Source organism: Streptomyces sp. NPDC048277 (assembly GCF_040652235.1).
Taxonomy (GTDB): domain Bacteria; phylum Actinomycetota; class Actinomycetes; order Streptomycetales; family Streptomycetaceae; genus Streptomyces.
The window spans coordinates 20,810-42,417 of record NZ_JBEZLQ010000022.1 but is presented as its reverse complement, the minus strand read 5'-3'; the positions used below and the strand labels follow the sequence as shown (position 1 = coordinate 42,417).

The following is a 21,608-nucleotide window of genomic DNA, read 5'->3' as shown; positions in this document are numbered from 1 at the left end:
GTACATGACTCTACCGCCCCGACCGGCAACGACGTCAACCCGCCTCGGATAGCCCGTCCGAGTGAACCAGGGGCGGACCCGCCCGGGTCCGCCCCCTTGTTCTCGTGCCGCTGCCTCAGGCCAGCAACTCCACCTCCGCCAGAGTCGATTCGCTGTCCAGGACCAGGCGGTAGTGCGGGTACGACCCGGGCTTCTGGATCGTGAACGCCCTGGTCTGCAGGTCCCAGGTGAAGGATTCACCCGAACGCCGGTCCAGCGTCTGCCAGTCGGTGCCGTCGGACGACCCCTGGAGGGTCCAGCCGGTCGGTGCCCTGGTGTGGTCCGCCGGTGAGGTGAGCGTGTACTGCACGCCCTTCGCCGCCGCGCTCACCGGCAGGTCCACCGAGGTCACCGTCGCCTGCGTGGCCGAGGTGTTGTCGAACAGGGGGCCGTCGGGCTTCAGGACGTCCGCGCGCGGGGCCGGGACCTTGTCGTCCTGGGTGATCGAGACCGGGCCGGCGTTCTTGCCCGTGCCCCAGGCCGAGGGCTTCGGGCCCATCGTGAAGTCGATGACCCCGCCCTTGGAGACGAGCGAGTGGGGGAGCGAGGTCGACGTCCAGATACGGCCGTTGACGCGGACGCCCTGGATGTACACGTTCGTCGCGCTGTTCTGCGGCGCCCTGATCACCAGGTCACGCCCGTTCTCCAGGTGGACCGTCGCCTTCTTGAACAGCGGGGAGCCGATCGTGTACTCGCCGCTGCCCGTCACCAGCGGGTAGAAGCCGAGGGCCGAGAAGAGGAACCAGCCCGACTGCTCGCCGTTGTCCTCGTCGCCGTGGTAGCCCTGGCCGATCTCGCTGCCGAGGTAGAGCCGGGAGAGCACCTCACGCACATAGGCCTGCGTCTTCCAGGGCCGGCCCGCCGCGTCGTACATGTAGGTGACATGGTGGGCGACCTGGTTGGACTGCCCCAGCATGCCCATCCGGACGTCCCGTGCCTCGGTCATCTCGTGGATGACCCCGCCGTACGAGCCGACGAAGTCGGGGGAGGCCGTCTCGGGCGTCGCGAAGAACTCGTCCAGCTTGTCGGCGAGGCCGGACCGGCCGCCGTACAGGTTGGCCAGGCCCCGGCTGTCCTGCGGGGCGGTGAAGGCGTAGCCCCAGCCGTTGGTCTCCGTGTAGTCGTAGCCCCACACCCGCGGGTCGTACGCCGAGGAGTCCACGCGCCAGTTGCCCTGGGCGTCCCTGCCCTGGAAGAAACCGGCCTTGGAGTCGAAGAGGTTCACATAGTCCCGGGCGCGGTTGAGGAAGTAGTCCGACTCCTCCTTGTAGCGCTTCTCGCCCGTCTTCTTGTACAGGGCCCGGCCCATCTCGGCGATGCCGTAGTCGTTGACGTACCCCTCCATCGCCCACGACAGGCCCTCGCGGGTGTCGTCGCTGGTGTAGCCGAGGAAGGGGGAGGTCGTCATGCCCTTGCGGCCCACGCCGGAGGACGGGGGTACGACGGTCGCGTTCTTGAGCGCCGCCTCGTACGCCGCCTTCGCGTCGAAGTTCACGCCCTTGACGTACGCGTCCGCGAACGCCACGTCCGAGGAGGTGCCGGTCATCAGGTCGGCGTAGCCGGGGGAGGACCAGCGCGAGGTCCAGCCGCCGTCCTTGTACTGCTGCACGAACCCGTCGACCATCTCGCCGGCCTGCGAGGGTGTCAGCAGGCTGTAGGCCGGCCATGTCGTCCGATAGGTGTCCCAGAAGCCGTTGTTGACGTACACCTTGCCGTCCACGATCTTCGCGCCGGTGTGCGTCGGGGTGTCCTGGCTGGTCATCGGCGAGAAGGGGGAGGCGTACTGGTACGCCGAACCGACCTTCTCGAAGCCGGAGTTGGGGTACAGGTACAGCCGGTACATGCTGGAGTAGAGGGTGGTCAGCTGGTCGGCCGTGGCGCCCTCCACCTCCACCTTGCCGAGCAGCCGGTCCCAGACCTTCTGGGCCCGCGCCTTGACGGTGTCGAAGGAGGTGCCGTCCGGGATCTCCTGGCGCAGGTTGTCCTTGGCCTGGTCGACGCTGATCAGGGAGGTGGCCAGCCGGAGCGTCACGGTGTGGTCGGCGCCCGCGTCGAAGCGCAGGTAGCCCTTGACCCCGCTGGAGTCGCCGTCGGTCACCGGCCTGTCGAAGACGCCGTAGACGAAGAGGCGGGTCGCGCCCGTCGACAGCCCGGACTTGACGTCCGAGTAGCCGGTGACGATCCCGTGCTCCTTGTCCAGGGTCAGGCCCGCCTGCTCGGTCACGTTGTCGAAGATCACGCTCGCGTCGTCGCCCGGGTAGGTGAAGCGCAGCGAGGCCGCGTGGTCGGTCGGCGCTATCTCCGCCTTCAGCCCGTTCTCGAACCGCACCCCGTAGTAGTAGGGCCGCGCGGTCTCGTTCTCGTGCCGGAAGGCCAGTTCCCGCGCCTCCCGGCCGGTGTCCGGGGTGCCGGAGGCGGCGGACGGCATCATCTGGAAGGTCTGCCGGTCGCCCATCCAGGGGCTCGGCTCATGGCTCGCGCTGAACGCCTGGATCGTCGGCAGGTTGTCGTCGTTGTTGGCCCGCGCGTACTCGTAGAGCCAGCTCTCCGAGGACGCGTTGGTCACCGGCGTCCAGAAGTTGAAGCCGTGCGGCAGGGCCGTCGCGGGGAAGTTGTTGCCGCGCGAGAAGCTGCCGCTGGAGTTGGTGCCGCGGGTGGTCAGCGCGTAGTCGGACAGATGGGCCTTGGGCTTCTCGGGGGCGACCGGCTTCAGGGAGACGTCGTCGATCCAGCCGCGGAACTTGGCGGGCCCGGCGGGGGAGTCGTACCCCACCAGGATCCGGTCGACGGTCTTGCCGGCCGCGACCGAACCGATCAGTGACGCCACGTTGTTCCACTGGTTGACGTACAGGCCCTTCGACGCGCCCTGCCCGCGCGGGGACAGCGCGAACCCGTGCTGGTCGAGGGCCCCGAGACCGCTCAGATAGGTGCCGTCGGTGAAGGCCAGGTCCACGGCCACGTTCGTGGCGTCGTAGTCCAGATCCCCGTCGGCCATCGACGGGAAGATCCGGTACGACAACTGCGTGTCGCGGCCGACCTTCACGTTCACGTCGAAGACCTTGTTGTACGAGTACGCGCGGCCGCTCGCCGTGTGCCGTCCGGCGTAGCGCAGCGCGTGGGTTCCGGTGAACCCGGCCCGTGCCTTCGCGGTCGGTGAGCCGCTCGGGCCGTGGTCGACCAGCGAGAGCATGTCCTGGGGCACCGGCCCGCCGCTGCCGCCCGTGGAGAACTGGACGTCGGCGAGCTGCAGGATGTCGGAGGCGCCGTTGTTCCGCGTGACGTCGAGGCGGAAGTGCTGGTACTCGGCGGGGGCGGCGAGGTCGTACGACTTGGTCTGGAACCGTTCCGTGAAGGACTCGCCGGTCCGGGTGTCGACGGTCTTCCAGTCCTTGCCGTCGGTCGAGCCCTGGAGGGTCCAGTCCTGGGGGTCGCGCTCGTCGTAGTCGTTCGCCGAGGTGAGGGCGTACGTCACCAGTTTGATGGGCTTGTCGAAGTCGAACTCGACCCAGCCGGTGGGCTCGAAGGTCAGCCACTTGGTGCCCGGCTCCCCGTCGACGAGGTTCTCCTTCACCTCGCCCGCGCCGGTGTTCTCGCCGCTGGCGCGCAGGTCGGTCACATGGTCGGTGACGTTGCCGGGGATGCCGGTCGTGTAGCCGCCGTCCACGCCCGCGGCACGCGGGGCGCCGCTGGGATCCGTGTCGACGGTGTCGGTCCAGTCCGGCGCCGGATCACCCGACTCGAACGAGGACGCGAACCGGGTCGCGGCGGCCGGTGCCTTGGCGGGCAGGGCGACCGCGGCTCCCTGGGAGCCCAGCGCCATGACAACGGCGGCCGTGATCACGGCCGCCGTACCAGATCTGTGTCCTGTTCTTCGCTGCGTCTTCCGCTGCATCAAAACGGATACCCTCCCTGCCACATGAGACAACGTTGTCAGCCGAGTGGCGCAGGAACCAGTAGGTGGTCAAGTGACCCGTGATGTCAAGGGCGTTGGGTGCGGCATTCAGGGGGCTATGTCGGCTCTTTTTCCGGCAAGACGTACACAGGTCGCTCATATTTCCGACAGGTCTCAACTAGGAAAAGACCAGTGGCCAACCTTGCATTCGATCTTGCCCCGTCGGCGGGAAGTGGACTATACCTGTCGGCGTTTCCTGCGTGACTTCCTGCACGACCCAGCACTACCCGACCGCGGTGCCGGGGAGGTTCCGGTTCACCGCCTGAGTCCTGGAGAGGGCGAGGACTTGAGCATGGGATCCACTTCCGCAGCGAACCACGGTTCCGAGGGCGTCGGCCGCCGCGATCTGATCAAGCGTTCTGCCGCACTCGGCCTGATTTCGGTCCCCACCGTCGGATTTCTCTCCGCCTGCGCCAGCAGCGGCGGGGGCGGCCAGTCCAAGGACAAGGCGGGGAAGAAGACGGCCAAGAACCCGCTCGCTGTCAACGAGACCGCACAGATGGAATTCGTCCTCTTCGACGGCGGTTTCGGGAAGGAGTACGCCCAGGACGCGGTGAAGATCTACGAGAAGGACTTCCCGAAGGCCACGGTCAAGTTCTCCGCCACGCAGAAGATCCAGTCCACCCTCCAGCCCCGCTTCAACCAGGGCACCCCGCCGGACCTCATCGACAACTCCGGCGCCGAGCAGATGGACATGGGCGTGCTGGTCGGCAAGAACCAACTGGCCGATCTCACCCCGCTGCTCGACGCGCCGTCGTACGACGACCCGAGCAAGAAGGTCCGCGACACGCTGCGCCCCGGGATCGTCGAGATGGGCCAGTTCGACGGCAACCCGGTCTGGATCATGTACTACGCCTACACGGTCTACGGCGTCTGGTACTCGCAGAAGGCCCTGGACTCGCTCGACGCCGAGTACCCGCAGACCTGGGACCAGATGATCGCCGTCTGCGAGAAGGCCAAGAAGAAGGGCATGGCCGGCTGGACCTACGCGGGCAAGTACCCGTACTACATCCCCTTTTCGCTCTATCCGATGATCGGCAAGGTCGGCGGCGTCGAGGTCCTGAACGCGATCGACAACCTGGAGCCGAACGCCTGGAAACACCCGGCCGTCAAGGCGTGTTTCGAGGCCTACTACGAGCTCTACAAGAAGGGGTACATCCTCAAGGGCACCCCGGGGCTCGACCACATCCAGTCGCAGACCGCCTGGGCGCAGGGCAAGGCCCTGTTCATCCCGAACGGCTCCTGGGTGGAGAACGAGTCGGCGAACGTCATCCCCTCCGACTTCAACCTCGCCGTCTCCGCGCCCACCGGCATCGACAAGAACGACAAGATGCCGTTCGGCACGATCTGGGCCTCCGGCGGCGAGCCGTTCATCGTCCCGGCCAAGGCGAAGAACGCCGCGGGCGGCATGGAGCAGCTGCGCATCATGCTCAGCGAGGCGTCCTCCAAGAACTTCACGACCAAGGTGAAATCGCTGACCGCGTACAACGGCGGCACCGACGGCATCACCCTCACCCCGGGCCTCACCTCCGGTGTCGCCGCGCTGAAACTGGCCGGGTCGAACGTGGTCAACCCGCGGATGCAGGACTGGTACGTACAGCTTCAGAAGGAGAAGATCGGAGTCGCCGGCCTCGGCGAGATGATGGCCGGCCGGCTCACCCCGGCGGAGGCCATCAAGAAGATCCAGGGCTTTGCCGACGAGACCGCGAAGGACACCTCGATCAAGCACTACAAGCACCAGTGACCAGAACTCTCTGAGTACCGGAGTGGCGATGCAGCACGGCAAGTACCGGTTCATCGTGGGGTTTCTGGCGTTGCCCCTCGGACTGTACGCGCTCTTCGTGGTGTGGCCGTTCATCCAGTCCATCTACTACTCGTTCACGGACTGGACCGGCCTGAGCCCCGAATTCAAGATGGTCGGCCTGGACAATTACAAGAGGATGCTCCACGACGAGATCTTCTGGAAGTCCTTGCAGCACAGCTTGATGTTCGCGGTCGTGCTGCCGCTGGTGACGATCAGCCTGGCGCTGTTCTTCGCCTTCATGATCAATGTCGGCGGCCGGAGGAGGAAGGGCGGCCCGGTCGTCACCGGTGTCCGCGGCTCCTCCTTCTACAAGATCGTCTATTTCTTCCCGCAGGTGCTGTCGATCGCGATCGTCTCGCTGCTGTTCGCCTTCGCCTACAACCCGGACAGCGGCGCGATCAATTCACTGCTGCGCGGAATAGGTCTGGACAATGTCCAGCCGCTCTGGCTCGGCGACCCGAGCCTCGCCCTGTGGTGTGTGATGGCCGTCCTGGTCTGGTCCACGGTCGGTTTCTTCGTGGTCCTCTTCTCGGCCGGCATGGCGTCCATCCCCACGGATCTCTACGAGGCCGCCCTGCTCGACGGCGCCGGCCGCGCCGCGACCTTCTTCCGCATCACCCTGCCGCTGCTGTGGGACACCGTGCAGTCCGGCTGGGTCTACATGGGCATCCTCGCGCTCGGCGCCGAGTCGTTCGCGGTCGTACAGATCATGACGACCGGACCGGGCGGCCCCGACTACTCGACGACCGTGCTGGTCCTGTACGTGTACCAGAAGGCGTTCCGGGACGGTCAGGCCGCCTACGCCACCACCATCGGCGTCGCCCTGCTGGTCGTCACGCTCGCCTTCGCGGCGATCGTGATGCGGCTGGGCCGTCGCGAGCGGCTGGAGTACTGAAGCGATGACGACGACCGAGACCGATGTCACTGTCACCCAGGCCGAGAGCCCCGAACCCGCGCCGGCCCGGCGAAAGCGCGAAGGTGGCGTCCTCAACGTCTTCTCGCACGGCGTCCTGATCATCTGGGCCGTGATGGTGGTCACACCGCTGCTGTGGGCGGTGATGACGTCGTTCAAGGACGACAAGTCGATCTTCGGCTCGCCCTGGGCGCTGCCCGACAAGCTGCACTTCGACAACTGGTCGCGGGCGTGGACCCAGGCCAACATGAGCGACTACTTCCTGAACACCATCCTGGTGGTGGGCGGTTCGCTCATCGGCACGCTGGTCCTCGGCTCGATGGCGGCCTATGTCCTCGCCCGCTTCGACTTCCCGGGCAACCGCTTCATCTACTACCTGTTCATCGGCGGCATGAGCTTCCCGATCATGCTCGCGCTGGTCCCGCTCTTCTACGTCGTGAACAACATGGGCCTGCTGAACACGATCCACGGCCTGATCCTGGTCTACATCGCGTACTCGCTGCCGTTCACGGTCTTCTTCCTCACGGCGTTCTTCCGCACGCTGCCCACCTCCGTGGCCGAAGCCGCCTTCGTCGACGGCGCCTCGCACACCCGCACGTTCTTCCAGATCATGCTGCCGATGGCGAAGCCCGGCCTGATCAGCGTGGGGATCTTCAACTTCCTCGGCCAGTGGAACCAGTACATGCTCCCGACGGTCCTCAACACGGACCCCGACAAGCACGTCCTCACCCAGGGCCTGGTCCAGCTGGCGGTGAGCCAGGGCTACAAGGGCGACTGGTCCGGCCTGTTCGCGGGCCTGGTGATGGCGATGCTCCCGGTACTGGCGGCGTACATCATCTTCCAGCGCCAGGTGGTGGCGGGTCTGACGGCGGGCGCTTTGAAGTAAGGCCCGGCTTGCCAACCTGAAGGGGCGCGGGGCTGCATTCAATATGCGACTGCCGTCGCGTGGGCGCGACCAGCCACGACGCAGCCGCACCCGCCCACGGACCCACCCACCATCCCCCCTCCGACCTGCTCCGCAGTGGCCTAGACATGTCCGCAACATTGCCACCAGTGAACTCCCGAACCGCGAACGATTTCTGTCAAGGTCTTGACGCCGGTAACCCGTTCAGCAGAGCTTGGAGTTCATAACTTGTAAGTGACCCGGCCCCAGAGGTGTGGCCTGGGTCACGTTGGCGGCATCGTGGCCGCCTCCGATGGCGGGAGTGGATGGGTCGATGGAGACTCCGGGGTCGCAGTCGTCGCTGCACCGAGCCAACCTGGAACGTGTCGTACGGGCCGTACGTCTGGCCGGATCGCTCACGCAGGCGGAGATCGCGCGCACGACCGGCCTGTCGGCGGCGACGGTCTCCAACATCGTGCGCGAGCTCAAGGACGGCGGAACCGTCGAGGTCACGCCCACGTCGGCGGGCGGCCGAAGGGCCCGCAGCGTGAGTCTGAGCGGTGACGCCGGCATTGTCATAGGGGTCGACTTCGGCCACACCCACCTGCGTGTCGCGATCGGGAACCTCGCCCACCAGGTGCTGGCCGAGGAGTCCGAGCCCCTCGACGTGGACGCGTCGGCCAGCCAGGGCTTCGACCGGGCGGAGGAGCTGGTCAACCGCCTGATCGCGGCGACCGGCGTGGACCGTTCGAAGATCGCCGGCGTGGGCGTCGGCGTCCCCGGTCCGATCGACGTCGAGTCCGGCACGCTCGGCTCCAGCGCCATCCTGCCGGGCTGGATCGGCGCGAGACCCGCCGAGGAGCTCCGGCTCCGCCTCGGTGTCCCCGTGCACGTCGACAACGACGCCAACCTCGGCGCCCTCGGCGAGCTGGTCTGGGGCAGCGGCAAGGGCGTACGTGATCTTGCTTACATCAAGGTCGCGAGCGGTGTCGGTGCCGGGCTGGTGATCAACGGGAAGATCTATCGTGGTCCCGGCGGCACCGCCGGCGAGATCGGCCACATCACGCTCGACGAAGCCGGTCCGGTCTGCCGGTGCGGCAACCGCGGCTGTCTGGAGACCTTCGCGGCGGCCCGCTACGTCCTGCCGCTGCTCCAGCCCAGCCACGGCACCGACCTGACCATGGAGGGCGTCGTGCGGCTGGCCAGGGACGGGGATGCCGGCTGCCGTCGGGTGATCGCCGACGTCGGACGTCACATCGGCAGCGGTGTGGCCAATCTCTGCAACCTGCTCAACCCGAGCCGGGTGGTCCTCGGCGGCGATCTCGCCGAGGCCGGAGAGCTGGTCCTGGGGCCCATCAGGGAGTCCGTGGGCCGCTACGCGATCCCCAGTGCGGCCCGTCAACTCTCGGTGCTCCCGGGGGCACTTGGCGGTCGCGCGGAGGTGCTCGGCGCGCTCGCCCTCGCGCTCAGCGAGATGGGCGATTCGACCCTTTTGGATGGCTCGGTGCCTGCTGTTGCACCTGCCTTCACTTAGAGAACGAATGGCGCCGTTGCCATCTCGTTAAGTATTTACTTCTTGACGTCGAACTTGCGGCCGAGTTGACTTCGAGCCACCTCGGCCGCAGCGTTGCGGCCCTGTCAGGGAGGCACCCCCAAATGAACGCAACGATGCGTAGAGTCGTGATCGGCACCGCCGCTGTTTCCATGGCGCTGTCCCTCGCCGCCTGTGGCAAGGCCGGCGACAGCAAGAAGAGCGACTCGTCGAGCAGCAGCTCCTCCGGTGGTAGCAAGACCATCGGCCTGCTGCTCCCCGACAGTGTGACCGCGCGCTACGAGAAGTTCGACAAGCCGTACTTCGAGGCGCAGGTCAGCTCGCTGTGTGCCGACTGCAAGGTCGAGTACGCGAACGCTGCCGGTGACGCTGCCAAGCAGGCCCAGCAGGTCAGCACCATGGTCACCAAGGGCGTGAAGGTCATCGTGATCTCCGCCCAGGACTCCGCGGCCATCAAGTCCTCCATCCAGGCCGCGGTGGACAAGGGTGTCAAGGTCGTCGCGTACGACCGCCTCGCCCAGGGCCCGGTCTCGGCCTACGTCTCCTTCGACAACGTCAAGGTCGGCCAGCTGCAGGGCCAGGCCCTGCTGACCGCCCTCGGCTCCAAGGCGACCACCAAGTCCAAGATCGTCATGATCAACGGTGACGACGCCGACCCGAACGCCGCCCAGTTCAAGAAGGGCGCGCACGAGGCCCTCGACGGCAAGGTCACCATCGCCTACGAGCAGTCCGGCCTGTGGAAGGACACGGTCGCCGCGCAGAAGGTGAAGGCGGCCATCACCCAGCTGGGCGCCAAGAACATCGCGGGCGTCTACTCCGCCAACGACGGCATGGCCGGTGGTATCGCCACCACCCTCAAGGGCGCCGGCATCAGCGGCATCCCGCTGACCGGTCAGGACGCGGAGCTCGCGGGCATCCAGCGCATCATCGCCGGTACCCAGTCCTCCACCGTCTACAAGGCGTTCAAGCCGGAGGCGGACGCCGCCGCCACGATCGCGGTGGACCTGCTCCAGAACAAGAGCATCACCTCGCTCGCGACCACCACGCAGACCAGCGGCTCCGGCGACAAGGTGCCCTCGCAGCTGCTGACCCCGGTGTCGGTCACCAAGGCCAACATCAAGGACACGGTGATCAAGGACCAGCTGTACACCGTCGCCGACATCTGCACCGCCGAGTTCGCCAAGGCCTGCAAGGCCGCCGGCCTGCAGTAGTCCGGCCCTGGAGCCGTCAGGCTCCGGCCGCCAGCGCCCGGGTGATCGCAGTACGACACCCGGGCCCCGGCCGCCCGACACGACCGGCCCTTCCGCAAGGCGCCCCGTCCGTCCGGCGGTCACGCGAAACTCCTCCGACGCCCGCTCCGGCCTTCATACCCCGCTGCCGGAGCGGGCGTCGGACGGACCCGTTGCCAAGCGCAGCGGATTCGCGCATGTTCATCTTGTAAACCGCGTGCGAAGACCCGAACACCCTGAGGTACCGCACGTCCCTCCGCGCCTGATCACCAAGCGCGGCATCCCCGCCGGTCAGGCGGCGAAGGAGATGGTTCACGTGTCCGCTACGCCCGTGCTGGCGTTGCGCGGAGTCTCCAAGCGATTCGGTGCGGTCCAGGCCCTCACCGATGTCGATCTGGAGGTCCACGCCGGAGAAGTGGTCGCCCTGGTGGGCGACAACGGCGCAGGAAAGTCGACCCTGGTCAAGACGATCGCGGGTGTGCACCCCATCGATGAGGGCGTCATCGAGTGGGAGGGCAACCCGGTCAGCATCAACAAGCCGCACGACGCCCAGGGACTCGGCGTCGCGACGGTCTACCAGGACCTCGCGCTCTGCGACAACCTCGACGTGGTCGGCAACCTCTTCCTCGGGCGTGAGCTCCTGCACCGGGGCGTCATCGACGAGGTGACGATGGAGAAGCAGGCGCGCGAGCTGCTGAGCACGCTCTCCATCCGCATCCCGAGCGTGCGCATCCCGATCGCCAGCCTCTCCGGCGGTCAGCGCCAGGTCGTGGCGATCGCCCGCTCGCTGATCGGCGACCCCAAGGTCGTCATCCTCGACGAGCCCACCGCCGCCCTCGGTGTCGAGCAGACCGCGCAGGTCCTCGACCTCGTCGAGCGACTGCGCGAGCGCAACCTCGGCGTCATCCTCATCAGCCACAACATGGCCGATGTGAAGGCGGTCGCGGACACCGTCGCCGTCCTGCGCCTGGGCAAGAACAACGGCTCCTTCCCTGTGAAGACCACCAGCCACGAAGAGATCATCGCCGCGATCACGGGCGCCACGGACAACGCCGTGACCCGTCGTGCGGAGCGTCGCACCACGGAGGCGGCAAAGTGAGCGAGACGTCCAACAAGACCGTGCAGGGCGACGAGTCGCCCGAGGTCGAGAAGAGCGCGGCCGTCGAGGCCGCCGCGGCCACCGCGACGGTGGCCCCCGCCGACGACCCCACGGCCGCGCCGGTCGCGGTCGTCGACCCGCGGCTGCTGGTCCGTGAAGAGGGCCTCAAGGGCTACCTCACCGAGTTCAAGCGCAAGGTGAGGGGCGGCGAGCTCGGCTCGCTGCCGGTGGTCATCGGCCTGATCATCATCTGGACCATCTTCCAGGTGAAGAACAGCCTGTTCCTCAGCGCGGACAACCTGTCCAACATCAGCTACTTCCTCTCGGCCACCGGCATGCTCGCCATCGGCCTGGTGTTCGTGCTGCTGCTGGGTGAGATCGACCTCTCCGTCGGTTCGGTGAGCGGTCTGGCGTCCACGGTGTTCGCCGTCTTCGTGGTCAACCACGGGATGAACCAGTGGCTCGCCCTGATCCTCACGATCATCACGGGCGTCGGCATCGGCGCGCTGCACGGCTGGTTCTTCGCGCGGATCGGCGTACCCGCGTTCGTGGTCACCCTGGCCGGCTTCCTCGGCTGGAACGGTCTGATGCTGTGGCTGCTGGGCGACAGCGGCACGATCAACATCCCGGCCGACAGCGGACCGGTGCACATTCTCGGCCAGTCCTCCTTCTTCATGGACCAGGCCATCATCGGCGCCTACCTGCTGGCCGGCCTCGGTGTCGTCCTGTCGGCGCTGGGCCAGTTCAACGAGCAGCGCCGGCGCCGTGCGGCGGGCGTGCCGTTCCGGCCCACCAGCGAGATCCTCATCCGCGTCGTCCTCCTCGCGATCGCGTCCTTCGCCGCGGCGGCCGTGCTGAACAACGCGGCCGGTGTCTCCAACGCGCTGGTGATCTTCCTCGCGTCGCTGGTCGTCGTCGACTTCGTGCTCCGTCGTACGACGTTCGGCCGCAAGGTCTTCGCGGTCGGCGGCGGCATCGAGGCGGCCCGCCGTGCGGGTATCAGCGTGCCGCTGGTCCGGATCACGGTCTTCGCGATCTCCGGTGGCTTCGCCGCCATCGGCGGTATGTTCTTCGCCGGTCAGACCGCGAGCGCGACGCTCAACGCCGGTGGCGGCAACACGCTGATGCTGGCCATCGCGGCCGCGGTCATCGGCGGTACGTCGCTGTTCGGCGGCCGCGGCTCGGTGTGGTCCGCGCTGCTGGGCATGCTGGTCATCCAGTCCATCCAGACCGGTCTCGACCTGCTGAACATGAACACGTCGATCCAGTACATGATCACGGGTGGCGTTCTGCTGGGTGCGGTGGTCATCGACTCGGTGTCCCGTAAGAGCCAGAAGGCGGCGGGGCGCGGCTGACGCCGAGCGCCCTAGGGGGTGCGGTGCGTCTGCGGCTGATCCGCCGTCGTGGCTGGTCGCGCAGTTCCTCGCGCCCCTGGGTTTCCGACTGTGCCCGGCACTGGACAGTGCCGGGCACAGTCGTGTCATAGGTGGGGCTCATGATGGGTACGGCCGATCGCGTGACCTATGACCCATGGGCCGGAGTTCGGCCGCCCGGGCGGAACATTAGACTCGACGAGCCCGGCAACAGCTCGATCAGCTCTACTGCAAGGAGGCACGGGTGCCGCTGCTGACCCGTATCAGGGGACCGCGCGATCTGGACCGGCTCAGCCCCGAGGAGCTGGTCCAGCTGGCAGAGGAGATCCGGAGCTTCCTCGTGGAAGCGGTCTCCAAGACCGGCGGACACCTCGGTCCCAACCTGGGCGTGGTCGAGCTCACCATCGCCCTGCACCGCGTCTTCGACTCCCCGAAGGACAAGGTGCTGTGGGACACCGGCCACCAGTCCTATGTGCACAAGCTGCTCACGGGCCGGCAGGACTTCTCGAAGCTGAAGCAGAAGGGCGGCCTCTCGGGCTACCCCTCGCAGGCCGAGTCCGAGCACGACGTCATCGAGAACAGCCACGCCTCCACGGTCCTCGGCTGGGCCGACGGCATCGCCAAGGGCAACCAGCAGCTCAAACGCGACAGCCATGTCGTCGCCGTGATCGGTGACGGCGCTCTCACCGGCGGTATGGCCTGGGAGGCGCTGAACAACATCGCCGACGCCAAGGACCGCCCGCTGGTCATCGTCGTCAACGACAACGAGCGGTCGTACGCCCCCACCATCGGCGGCCTCGCCAACCACCTGGCGACCCTGCGCACCACCGACGGGTACGAGCGGTTCCTCGCCCGTGGGAAGGACCTGCTGGAGCGCACCCCGGTCGTCGGCAAGCCCCTCTTCGACACCCTGCACGGCGCGAAGAAGGGGCTCAAGGACTTCATCGCCCCGCAGGGCATGTTCGAGGACCTCGGACTGAAGTACGTCGGCCCCATCGACGGGCACGACATCGAGGCCCTGGAGTCGGCGCTGGCCCGCGCCAAGCGGTTCGGCGGCCCGGTGATCGTCCACTGCCTCACCGAGAAGGGCCGCGGCTACCAGCCCGCCCTCCAGGACGAGGCAGACCGCTTCCACGGCATCGGCCCCATCCACCCCGACACCGGCCTGCCGGTCAAGGCCTCCGGCGCCGACTGGACCTCCGTCTTCGGCGACGAGATGGTGAAGCTCGGCAAGGAGCGCGAGGACATCGTCGCGATCACCGCGGCCATGCTCCAGCCGGTCGGCCTGAAGAAGTTCGCGGACACCTTCCCGGACCGGATCTACGACGTCGGCATCGCGGAGCAGCACGCCGCCGTCTCCGCCGCCGGCCTCGCGACCGCCGGGGTGCACCCCGTCTTCGCCGTCTACGCCACCTTCCTCAACCGCGCCTTCGACCAGGTGCTGATGGACGTGGCCCTGCACAGGTGCGGGGTGACCTTCGTCCTGGACCGGGCCGGCGTCACCGGCACCGACGGCGCCTCCCACAACGGCATGTGGGACATGTCGATCCTCCAGGTCGTCCCCGGCCTGCGGCTCGCCGCACCGCGCGACGCCGACCAGGTCCGCGCCCAGCTCCGCGAGGCCGTCGAGGTCGACGACGCCCCGACGGTCGTCCGCTTCTCCAAGGGCGCGGTCGGCCCCGCCGTACCCGCCGTCGGCACGGTCGGCGGCATGGACGTGCTGCGCGAGCCGGGCACCGACACCCCCGATGTGCTCCTCGTCTCCGTGGGCGCGCTGGCCCCCATGTGCCTGGAGATCGCCGGCCTCCTCGACAAGCAGGGCATCTCGACGACCGTGGTCGACCCGCGCTGGGTCAAGCCGGTGGACGAGGCCATGGCCCCGCTGGCCGAGCGGCACCGGGTGGTCGTCACGGTGGAGGACAACATCCGGGTGGGCGGCGTCGGCTCGGCCGTCGCCCAGGCCCTGCGCGACGCGGGCGTAGACGTCCCCCTCCGCGACTTCGGCATCCCGCCGCGCTTCCTGGACCACGCGTCGAGGGGTGAAGTAATGGCGGAGATCGGCCTGACGGCCCCGGACATCGCCCGCCAGGTCACGGGCCTGGTGGCAAAACTGGACGGCCCGACGCCAGATGTGGATTCGGTGGAGCCCGCGAGGGATTAAGCAACCCTGGCTGTAGCGCCCCTTTAGGGGCGCGGGGAACTGCGCGACCAGCCACATACGGCCCGCACCCCCCGACGAAACCCGAACCACCCCGATGGGCCGGTCTCTCCACTCCCCCAAGTGGCGAAACCGGCCCAGCTGCGTGAACCTGCCCTTGCCGGGGCATACGCACCCCCGGCCCTCTGGGAGGTAGGCACGTGCGCAGTACGCTCTTCAGGACCAAGAACGTCGAACAGTCCATCCAGGACACCGAGGAACCGGAGCACGCGCTCAGGAAGTCCCTGTCGGCCCTGGACCTCACGGTCTTCGGCGTGGGTGTCATCATCGGCACCGGCATCTTCGTCCTGACCGGCACGGCCGCCAAGAACACCGCCGGCCCCGCCGTCGCCCTGTCCTTCGTCGTCGCCGGCGTCGTCTGCGGCCTCGCCGCCCTGTGCTACGCCGAGTTCGCCTCCACCGTCCCGGTCGCCGGATCCGCGTACACCTTCTCGTACGCCTCGCTCGGCGAGTTCCCCGCGTGGATCATCGGCTGGGACCTGGTCCTGGAGCTGGCGCTCGGCACGGCGGTGGTCGCCGTCGGCTGGTCGGGGTACATCCACTCGCTGCTCGACAACGCCGGCTGGCACCTGCCCGCGTACCTCAGCGGCAGGGACGGCGCCCACGGCTTCGGCTTCGACATCCTCGCCGCCGCGCTCGTGCTCGTCCTCACCTCGATCCTCGTCGTCGGCATGAAGCTCTCCGCCCGGGTCACCTCGGTCGTCGTCGCCATCAAGGTCGCCGTCGTGCTGGTCGTCATCATCGCGGGCGCGTTCTACGTCCACGGCGGCAACTACCAGCCGTTCATCCCCGAGAAGCAGCCGGTCCCGGCGGGCGGCAACCTCAAGGCGCCGCTGATCCAGCTGATGTTCGGCTGGGCGCCCTCCAACTTCGGTGTGATGGGCATCTTCACCGCCGCGTCGGTGGTCTTCTTCGCCTTCATCGGCTTCGACGTCGTCGCCACCGCCGCCGAGGAGACCCGCAACCCCCAGCGGGACATCCCCCGCGGCATCATCGGCTCCCTCATCATCTGCACCGCGCTGTACGTGGCCGTGGCCGTCGTGGTGACCGGTATGCAGAAGTACAGCGAGCTGTCCGTGGACGCCCCGCTCGCCGACGCGTTCAAGGCCACCGGGCACCCCTGGTTCGCCGGACTCATCAGCTTCGGTGCGGCCATCGGCCTGACCACCGTCTGCATGATCCTGCTCCTCGGCCAGTCCCGCGTCTTCTTCGCGATGAGCCGCGACGGCCTGCTGCCGCGCTTCTTCTCGCACACCCACCCGCGGTTCCGCACCCCGTACCGGCCGACGATCCTGCTCGGTGTCGTCATCGCGATCGTCGCCGGCTTCACCAGTCTCAGTGAACTCGCCGAGCTGGTGAACATCGGCACGCTCTTCGCGTTCATCGTCGTCGCGATCAGCGTCATCATCCTGCGCAACACCCGCCCCGACCTGGAGCGGTCCTTCCGCACCCCGTGGGTGCCGGTGCTGCCGATCGTGTCGGTGCTGGCCTCGCTGTGGCTGATGCTCAACCTGCCCGCCGAGACCTGGCTGCGGTTCGCCATCTGGATGGTCATCGGCTTCGTCGTCTACTTCCTCTACGGCCGCTCGCACAGCCGCCTGGCCGTGCGGGAGCAGAGCGGCGCGGACGCCCCGTGATCACCAGGCTCGCCACTCCGGCCCCGTATGTCCCGTCCGGGTGGGACTGCGGGGCCGGATAGCGTGCTCTCCATGCTCGTCGCGCCCCTCGCCCCGCCACGGTCCGTAGTCGGACGGAAGGGGTACTGGGCGCGGCTGCTGCCCGTGCTCGCCGTGCTGGCCTGCGTCACCCGGGTGCCGTCCTTCGTCCGGCCGCTGTGGAACCCGGACGAGGGGTTTCTCGCCGTACAGGCGCGGATGCTGGCGCGGGGCGGACAGCTGTACGAGACGGTCGTGGACCGCAAGCCGCCGCTGCTGCCCTGGCTGTACGAGGCGGTCTTCACGGTCTTCGGCTCCGGGTCGCTCACCCCGGTCCGGGTCCTCGCCGTGCTCGCGCAGCTGGCCACCGCCGTACTGCTGGCCTCGCTCGCCCGGCGGCGCTGGGGCGACCGGGCGGGCCGTACCGCCGGGGCGCTGTACCTGCTGGTCTCCGTGGGGCTGAACCCCGAGGACGCGCAGGCGGCCACCTTCGAGGTGTTCATACTGCCCTGCACGGCCGCCGCGATGTGGTGCGCCGACCGCCGCCGCTGGGGCGCCGCCGGGGTGGCCGTCGCCTGCGCCTTCCTCACCAAGCAGACCGGCGGCGCGGTCCTGCTGCCGGTGGCCTGTCTGTTCCACCGGTACGGCGGCTCGCGCGCGGGCCTGCTCAGACTGGCGGCCGGCGCGGCCCTGCCGGTGCTCGGCGCGGCCCTTGTCACCGACCCGGCCGGCTTCGCGTTCTGGACGGTCACCGGCTCCGGTGCCTATGCCTCCTTCACCGGCTCCGAACTCCACGTCCTGGCCAGGGCGCTGACCAACTCCGCGATCCTCGCCACGGCCTGCGCCGGGCTGCTCCCGCCCGTGGTGCGCGCCCTGCGCATCGCCCGTACCGGCGCCGGGGACCTGTGGCTGTGGCTGGCCGCGTCGGCGGTCGCCGTCACCCTCGGCTTCCACTTCTTCGGCCACTACTTCCTGCAACTCACCCCGCCCGCTGCCCTGTTGGCCACGGCCGCGCTGCAGATCCTGCCGCGGGAACGGGCGTCGGCCGCCGTCCTCGGCTCCTGCTGCGCCTGCGCCCTGTTCCTGGCCTGGGGCCTGCTCGCCCCGCGTCCCGAACTCGCCCATGCCCAGCGGCTGGCGCTCACCCTCGACCGCCGCACCGCACCCGGCGACCGGGTCCTGGTCTGGGGGATACACCCGGAGACCTACTGGCTCGCCGACCGCACCCCCGCCACCCGCTACCTCACCGCGGGCCTCCTCACCAACTTCAGCGGCGGCCGGGACGGCCCCCAGGTCGGTGAGAAGTACGCCGTCGAGGGGACCTGGCCGGTCTTCCGCGAGGAACTGGCGGAGAGCCCCCCGGCGCTGGTGATCGACGACTCCCGCGGCAAGCCGTACGGCCCCGACCACGTCCCAAGCCTGCACCGCCTCCTCGCGGCCCGGTACGAACAGGTGGGCGAAGTGGACGGAGCGGTGCTGTACGCGCCGGTGGCGGGGGAGTAGGCGGGTTCGGCAGCGTTCCGCGGGCGCGCGGCCCCGCTGAGCGGGCGCTGCCGGCTACGGTGATGCGGCGGGTGGTGGACGGCGGTTGGCGCATCGCCGTGGCGCGGCTTTTCCGGCGGAGCCGTAGGTGGGTCCGGTAGGGCTCCGAGGGGCGCGGGCCCGGGCGCGACGGGTGCGGCTCCGCTGCGCGGGCGCGGCCGGCCAGGGTGATGCCGCGGACGGTCGGCGGTGCGGCGCGGAATCTTCGGCGGCACGCTCCGCGCCCTCGGCGGCTCAGTCGAGGATCGAGCGCGGCCCGATCACCTCGGCGCCCGACTCCGTCACCCTGCGCCGCAGTTCGCGGTCGGCGGTGACGACGAGCCGGGGCCTGCCGGGGTCCTCGGCGGCCAGTTCGACGATCCGGTCGTCTCCGCTGCCGGGTGCCGACTCCACCCGTACCCCGGGCACCGACTCCACCCCGCGGGCCGCGCCCTCGACGACGAGCACCAGCTCCACCGGGGTCGGGTGGCCCGGCAGCCCCCGCTCGGCCAGCCGGTCGCGCAGCCGCTCGGCGGCGCCCCTGCGGTCCCGCCACCAGCCGTCCGGCCGTGACCCGACGACGTTGGCGCCGTCGACGATCACCAGCAGAGGAGCTTCGTCTTCCATGCCCCCAGCCTCGCACACCGGGGGCCGCGCCACTGTCCCGAACGGCCCCGCTTAGATTGAATCCTCACCTCAGTGAACGGAGGTGATTCCTGGCTCACGCTGCCTCTCAGGCTGGCGGCCTGTCAGGTCTTCCACGATCGACACCAGCCGGGTTGAAACCAGCCCGGGCAGCTCGCCTGCTGCAAGGTCACACAACTTCAAGGAGACTCCGCGTGCTTGGCTCTCGCGACGCATCGTCCGTGAATCACGCTACTGGCGCGCCGTTCCGTCCTGGGGGCGAACCGGCTTTTTCCGCCCTCGTGCACAGGTGTCCGATTATCCCCCGCAAGCGGGAGGTGCCCCCACCCCGGCCTGAAGGTCAGGGCGTCCTCGGAAGGATCCGGTGAAGCGGTGAACGGCGACTGGCTCCTCCGCGGCCGTGACGGCCGGCTCAGTGTCCATCTGCCGTCGGGCGACGCCGTGCTGTGCCGGGCGGAACGCGGTCCCGGCGGTCCCTGGGGCGCGCCCCGGAAGATGGGCGGCGACCAGCGGCTGCACCCCGGCTTCTCGGTGGGACAGGGGGCCGACGGATATGCCCACCTGGTCGCCTGGCGGCCCACCGCGAAGGGCGAGGCGGGTCTCGTCCACTCCACCCACTACCGGCCGCAGCTGGCCGCCCTGGACTGGCAGTCGATCGGCCACCCCGGCAAGAAGGGCGACGTCACCGGCACCCCCGCCGTCGCGGTGGACGCGCAGGGCCGGGCCCATGTCTTCGTCCGGAACCGGGGACGCGGGGTGAGCATGGTCGCCCAGAAGGAGAAGGGCGGCTGGGACCCGTGGCGCGATCTGAAGGGCCGGCTGGTCGAGGACGGGCTCGCGGCGGTGACCGGCGAGTCCGGGCGGGTCGAGGTGTACGCGGCCGTGCCCGGCGGGATCGTGTACTGGCGCCAGGAGGAGCCGGGCAGGCCGCCGGTGTTGCAGGAGGCCCTGGAGGCCCCGGTCCGCCCCGGCACCCTCGCCGCCCTCGCCACCTCGGCCGAGAGCACGACCCTCTTCTACACCGACGAGTCCGGTGACCTCTGTGCCTGGCGCCCCGGCGGAAAGCCGCACACCCTGCTGCCCTCCGCCGGGTCCGGCCCGGTCGCCGCGGTCCGCTGCGCGCTCGACGGGTTCGACTGCACCCTGCTCGCCCAGCGTTCGGCGAGCGGCCGGGTGGCCTTCGCCGCGTATCCGACCGAGGACGAGCAGGCCGGCGCCTGGTGGACCGAGTCCGGCCCGCAGCTCCCGGCGGACGCGACCGTCGCCCTGACCACCGACGAGGACGGCCGGGTGGCCGCGGCGAGCCTGTCCCCGGCCACCGGCCAGCTCCTCCTCACCCGCCGCAAGGACGAGCCGGGGCTGGCTCTGGAGGCCTGGCGGGAGGTCTGACACACAGCCAGTAGGGCCTGACGTACCGTCAGCTGCCGCCCGTGGCCGGGGACTTCTTGGCCGACTCGGGGATCGTGGAGTCGGTGCGGATCGCCTTCCACAGCGTCGACGCCTGCGGCTCGGCGGCCACCACCCGGTTCGGGTCGACCTTGTCGTACGCCACCGGGAGCATGATCGTCTCCATGGTCGACGGGTTGACGCCGTTCAGGCTGCGGCCGAACTCCGCGAGCTTGGTGAGGGAGGCGAGTTCGGAGTCGGTGGTGAGCGCGGCGGTCAGCTTGTCGGCGATCTTGTACGCCTTGACCGGGCTGCCCAGCAGGTCCTGCTTCTGGATCTCCGCGAGCAGCGCGATCATGAACTGCTGCTGGAGGCCGATCCGGCCGAGGTCGCTGCCGTCGCCGATGCCGTGCCGGGTGCGGACGAACTGGAGGGACTGGGTGCCGTTGAGCTTGTGGGTGCCCTTGGTGATGTCCAGTCCGCTGGAGGAGTCGTGGATGTCCTGGTCGACGGTGACGGTCACCCCGCCGATCGCGTCCACCAGGTCCTTGAAGCCGGCGAAGTCGATCTCGACGTAGTGGTCCATGCGGACCCCGGACATCTGCTCCACCGTCTTGACCACGCAGGCCGGACCGACCTGGGAGTAGATGGAGTTGAACATCACGCGCTTCGCCGAGGCGACCTGGGAGCCGTCCGCCTTGGTGCACTCGGGGCGGGTCACGAGCGTGTCGCGCGGGATGCTGATCGCGACGGCCTTCTTGCGGCCCTCGGGTATGTGCATCACCAGCGCGGTGTCCGAACGGGCGCCGGAGACCCCGGTGTCGTCCACCAGCTTCCCGTTGGCGCCGGCGCGTGAGTCGGAGCCCAGGATCAGGATGTTCTGGCCCGAGGTGGGCAGCTTCTCCGGGCGGTTGTCGCCGATCGCCCCGTCGATGTCGACGCCCTTGATGTTGCCGTCGATACCGCTGTAGAGCCAGTAGGCGGTCCCGCCGCCGACGAGGACCAGGACGGCCAGCGCGAGCAGGATCCACCGCCCGGTACGGCGGCGGCGAGGCGTATCGCGTCGCGAGGGGCGGTCCGAGCTGCTCGGGCTGTCGACGGCAGGTGTCGTCATCGGATGCTGTCCTCGTCTGCTGTGTCCGGGGCCGAAATTGACCGGGTGATCGGACAGACCGGTGGCAGCCGACGTGAGTTGTATGCCAGTGATCCACGTCACGTCAACTTCCCCGGAAGGGGGTCAAGTCGGGTGATGTGTCCGTTCCCGCGCCGACCGCGGGCCCGCTGTCCGAGCCCGGCGAGTGTAGGCACCGTGCATATGATGTGGCGAATTTCAGGTCCG

At 68.9% G+C, this 21,608-nt stretch carries 14 protein-coding genes; 11 read left to right on the top strand and 3 right to left on the bottom strand.

What is annotated here, in order from left to right; all coding sequences use genetic code 11:
• Positions 1 to 115: 115 nt before the first annotated feature.
• Positions 116 to 3,859, bottom strand: coding sequence for a GH92 family glycosyl hydrolase (locus AB0D85_RS36950; RefSeq protein ID WP_362330481.1), 3,744 nt, complete (start codon positions 3,857 to 3,859; stop codon positions 116 to 118).
• A gap of 424 nt (positions 3,860 to 4,283) precedes the next feature.
• Between AB0D85_RS36950 and ngcE the strand changes: the two genes are divergently transcribed.
• The 10 genes from ngcE (at position 4,284) to AB0D85_RS36900 (ending at position 18,220) form a co-directional block, all read left to right on the top strand.
• Positions 4,284 to 5,735 carry an N-acetylglucosamine/diacetylchitobiose ABC transporter substrate-binding protein gene (ngcE, locus tag AB0D85_RS36945; protein ID WP_362330176.1) on the top strand — a complete coding sequence of 484 codons (1,452 nt, stop codon included), beginning with the start codon at positions 4,284 to 4,286 and terminating at the stop codon, positions 5,733 to 5,735.
• A 28-nt stretch (positions 5,736 to 5,763) separates the two neighbouring features.
• Positions 5,764 to 6,690 carry a sugar ABC transporter permease gene (locus tag AB0D85_RS36940; protein ID WP_362330173.1) on the top strand — a complete coding sequence of 309 codons (927 nt, stop codon included), beginning with the start codon at positions 5,764 to 5,766 and terminating at the stop codon, positions 6,688 to 6,690.
• 4 nt (positions 6,691 to 6,694) lie between these two features.
• Positions 6,695 to 7,594 (top strand): carbohydrate ABC transporter permease, encoded by a 900-nt coding sequence (locus AB0D85_RS36935; RefSeq protein ID WP_362330170.1) that lies wholly within the window; start codon positions 6,695 to 6,697, stop codon positions 7,592 to 7,594.
• A gap of 331 nt (positions 7,595 to 7,925) precedes the next feature.
• Positions 7,926 to 9,125, top strand: a complete 1,200-nt coding sequence (locus tag AB0D85_RS36930) for an ROK family transcriptional regulator (RefSeq protein WP_362330167.1) — start codon at positions 7,926 to 7,928, stop codon at positions 9,123 to 9,125.
• Between the two features lie 134 nt (positions 9,126 to 9,259).
• Entirely contained in the window at positions 9,260 to 10,354 is a 1,095-nt protein-coding gene (locus AB0D85_RS36925; protein WP_362330164.1) for a substrate-binding domain-containing protein, read from the top strand.
• Between the two features lie 325 nt (positions 10,355 to 10,679).
• Positions 10,680 to 11,471, top strand: coding sequence for an ATP-binding cassette domain-containing protein (locus AB0D85_RS36920; protein ID WP_362330478.1), 792 nt, complete (start codon positions 10,680 to 10,682; stop codon positions 11,469 to 11,471).
• A gap of 89 nt (positions 11,472 to 11,560) precedes the next feature.
• Complete coding sequence (locus AB0D85_RS36915; RefSeq protein ID WP_362330475.1) at positions 11,561 to 12,826, top strand: sugar ABC transporter permease; 1,266 nt, start codon at positions 11,561 to 11,563, stop codon at positions 12,824 to 12,826.
• A gap of 262 nt (positions 12,827 to 13,088) precedes the next feature.
• Positions 13,089 to 15,005 (top strand): 1-deoxy-D-xylulose-5-phosphate synthase, encoded by a 1,917-nt coding sequence (dxs, locus tag AB0D85_RS36910; RefSeq protein ID WP_362330161.1) that lies wholly within the window; start codon positions 13,089 to 13,091, stop codon positions 15,003 to 15,005.
• A gap of 197 nt (positions 15,006 to 15,202) precedes the next feature.
• Positions 15,203 to 16,699 carry an amino acid permease gene (locus tag AB0D85_RS36905; protein ID WP_362330158.1) on the top strand — a complete coding sequence of 499 codons (1,497 nt, stop codon included), beginning with the start codon at positions 15,203 to 15,205 and terminating at the stop codon, positions 16,697 to 16,699.
• Between the two features lie 72 nt (positions 16,700 to 16,771).
• On the top strand, positions 16,772 to 18,220 hold the full coding sequence (locus AB0D85_RS36900; protein ID WP_362330155.1) for a glycosyltransferase family 39 protein: 1,449 nt from the start codon (positions 16,772 to 16,774) through the stop codon (positions 18,218 to 18,220).
• 273 nt (positions 18,221 to 18,493) lie between these two features.
• Here the strand turns inward: AB0D85_RS36900 and AB0D85_RS36895 are convergent, their stop codons facing one another.
• On the bottom strand, positions 18,494 to 18,865 hold the full coding sequence (locus AB0D85_RS36895; RefSeq protein WP_362330152.1) for an NTP pyrophosphohydrolase: 372 nt from the start codon (positions 18,863 to 18,865) through the stop codon (positions 18,494 to 18,496).
• A 390-nt stretch (positions 18,866 to 19,255) separates the two neighbouring features.
• Here AB0D85_RS36895 and AB0D85_RS36890 point away from each other — a divergent pair, with 390 nt between their 5' ends.
• Positions 19,256 to 20,272 (top strand): hypothetical protein, encoded by a 1,017-nt coding sequence (locus tag AB0D85_RS36890; protein ID WP_362330149.1) that lies wholly within the window; start codon positions 19,256 to 19,258, stop codon positions 20,270 to 20,272.
• 28 nt (positions 20,273 to 20,300) lie between these two features.
• Here the strand turns inward: AB0D85_RS36890 and AB0D85_RS36885 are convergent, their stop codons facing one another.
• Positions 20,301 to 21,383: an LCP family protein gene (locus tag AB0D85_RS36885; RefSeq protein ID WP_362330146.1), complete on the bottom strand. Its 1,083-nt coding sequence runs from the start codon at positions 21,381 to 21,383 to the stop codon at positions 20,301 to 20,303.
• Between the last annotated feature and the right edge of the window lie 225 nt (positions 21,384 to 21,608).

Excerpts from the sequence above, each read along its gene's own strand:
- AB0D85_RS36950 (WP_362330481.1), bottom strand. The coding sequence starts at position 3,859 with ATGGCGCTGGGCTCCCAGGGAGCCGCGGTCGCCCTGCCCGCCAAGGCA.
- ngcE (WP_362330176.1), top strand. The coding sequence starts at position 4,284 with ATGGGATCCACTTCCGCAGCGAACCACGGTTCCGAGGGCGTCGGCCGC.
- AB0D85_RS36940 (WP_362330173.1), top strand. The coding sequence starts at position 5,764 with ATGCAGCACGGCAAGTACCGGTTCATCGTGGGGTTTCTGGCGTTGCCC.
- AB0D85_RS36935 (WP_362330170.1), top strand. The coding sequence starts at position 6,695 with ATGACGACGACCGAGACCGATGTCACTGTCACCCAGGCCGAGAGCCCC.
- AB0D85_RS36930 (WP_362330167.1), top strand. The coding sequence starts at position 7,926 with ATGGAGACTCCGGGGTCGCAGTCGTCGCTGCACCGAGCCAACCTGGAA.
- AB0D85_RS36925 (WP_362330164.1), top strand. The coding sequence starts at position 9,260 with ATGCGTAGAGTCGTGATCGGCACCGCCGCTGTTTCCATGGCGCTGTCC.
- AB0D85_RS36920 (WP_362330478.1), top strand. The coding sequence starts at position 10,680 with ATGGTTCACGTGTCCGCTACGCCCGTGCTGGCGTTGCGCGGAGTCTCC.
- AB0D85_RS36900 (WP_362330155.1), top strand. The coding sequence starts at position 16,772 with ATGCTCGTCGCGCCCCTCGCCCCGCCACGGTCCGTAGTCGGACGGAAG.
- AB0D85_RS36895 (WP_362330152.1), bottom strand. The coding sequence starts at position 18,865 with ATGGAAGACGAAGCTCCTCTGCTGGTGATCGTCGACGGCGCCAACGTC.
- AB0D85_RS36885 (WP_362330146.1), bottom strand. The coding sequence starts at position 21,383 with ATGACGACACCTGCCGTCGACAGCCCGAGCAGCTCGGACCGCCCCTCG.